Source organism: Trebonia sp. (assembly GCF_049794275.1).
Taxonomy (GTDB): domain Bacteria; phylum Actinomycetota; class Actinomycetes; order Streptosporangiales; family Streptosporangiaceae; genus Trebonia.
Genome location: NZ_JBARCR010001285.1, coordinates 1 through 1,869, shown reverse-complemented (window position 1 = coordinate 1,869; position 1,869 = coordinate 1). Strand labels below are relative to the sequence as shown.

Below are 1,869 nucleotides of genomic sequence, written 5' to 3'. Positions count from 1 at the left end.
GGCCAGCGCGATGGCGAGCAGCCCGAGGACGAACGCCACCGTCAGCGGCCACCCGCCAAAACCGTAGAACACGCCCCCCAGCGACCCCGCCACGCTGCTGCCGATGTAGAACGCGCACGTGTAGAGGGCGGACGCCTGCGCGGGCGCGACCCGCGCCCGCGCGCCGACCCAGCTGCTGGCGACCGCGTGCGCCGCGAAGAACCCGCCGGTCAGCACCAGCAGGCCGACCACGACGAAGACGAGGGAATCGGGCAGCGTCAGCAGTGCGCCCGCTGCCGTCACCGGCAGCGCCCAGCACAGCACCCGGTACCGCCCGAACCGGTCGGCCGCCCGCCCGGCGGCCGCCGAGCTGTACGTGCCGGCGAGGTACGCCACGAACAGGAACCCGATGACCGTCGCGGACAGCCGGAACGGCGGCCCGCTCAGCCGGAACGTCAGGTAGTTGTACACGGTGACCAGCGAGCCCACGATCGCGAACGAGACCAGGTAGAGCCGTAGCAGGCCGCCGTCGGTCACGTTCCGCCGCAGGGTGCCGAGCAGGCCGCGGACCCGCGGCGGTGCCGGGGTGAAGTGCGCGGAGTGCGGTAGCAGCAGCGCGAACAGCACCGCGCAGATCACCGAGATCCCGGCCACGCAGGCCAGCGCGATCCGCCAGCCGCCGTGGTCCGCCAGGGCGCCCGCCACGATCCGCCCGGCGAGGCCGCCGATCGAGTTCCCCGCGATGAACAGCCCCATCGCCCGGCCGAAGGACCCTCGCTCGACCTCCTCGGCCAGGTACGCCATCGCGACCGCGGGCACCCCCGCAAGCGCGAAGCCCTGCAGCACCCGGATCGCGAGCAGCACCGGCAGCGACGGGGCCAGCGGCGCTGCCAGCCCGAGCACCCCCGCGGTGAGCGCGCCGGTGATCATGACCCGGCGCCGCCCGAGCACCTCCGACAGCGAGCTGAGCGGGATGACCGCGATCGCCAGCGCGAACGTGGCCGCCGAGATCGCGAGGCTGGCCGCCGCCGGGCTCACCCGGAACGTCCCGGCCAGCTGCGGCAGCAGTGGCTGCGGGGCGTACAGCAGCGCGAACGTGGCCAGCGCGGCCGCGAACAGGCCAAGCCGCACCCGCCGCATCCCCGGATCGGTGTGCCGCAGCTTCGGCCGTACCGGTTCCCCGACGGTGCCGGTTCCCGCGGACTGCCACGGCGTAGTGATGTCCAGCACGTCATCCACGTTAGGCGCGAGCTCCTCATACGTCCAATGCATGATAGTCAGGCGTATTATCCAAATATGAATGACGAGGACATGGCCGCCGGGCTGGACGCGCTCGTTCCCCGGCTCCGCCAGTTCGTCGCCGTCGCCCGCGAGGAGCACCTCACCCGCGCCGCCGAGCAGCTGGGCGTCCCGCAGCCCACGCTGTCGCGCTCGATCGCGCGCCTCGAGGCGGAGCTCGGCGTTCCGCTGTTCTCCCGGCCCGGGCGGTCCGTCAAGCTGACCCGTCACGGCCGGCTTCTTTTCGAGTATTCGGAACGTACGCTCACGACTCTCGCCGCCCAGCTTCGCCTGCTGGCGGAGGAGACCGATCCGGCGCGCGGCCGGGTGGCGCTCGCGTTCCTGCACACGCTGGGCACCGACGCGGTGCCGCGCATGCTGCGCGACTTCCGGGCGACGCACCCGGCCGTCCGTTTCGTGCTCGTGCAGGGCAGCGCGGACATGCTGCTCGCCCGGCTGCGGGCGGGCGAGGCCGACCTGTGCCTGACCGCGCCGCTGCCTAACGAGCCCGGCATCGTCACGCGCAAGCTCGACTCGCAGCGCATCGACCTCGTGGTCCCCGCCGGGCACCGCCTCGCCCGGCGGCGCGGCGTCCGGCTCGCCGAGGCCGCG

At 73.5% G+C, this 1,869-nt stretch carries 2 protein-coding genes; one reads left to right on the top strand and one right to left on the bottom strand.

The window, feature by feature from the left end:
• Positions 1-1,209 (bottom strand): MFS transporter (locus WA805_RS31275; protein WP_425244137.1); only part of this gene is annotated, 1,209 nt, incomplete at its 3' end.
• A gap of 66 nt (positions 1,210-1,275) precedes the next feature.
• On the opposite strand from WA805_RS31275, the gene WA805_RS31270 reads away from it, so the two are divergent.
• The coding region (locus tag WA805_RS31270) for a LysR family transcriptional regulator (protein WP_425244136.1) at positions 1,276-1,869 on the top strand (594 nt) is incomplete at its 3' end.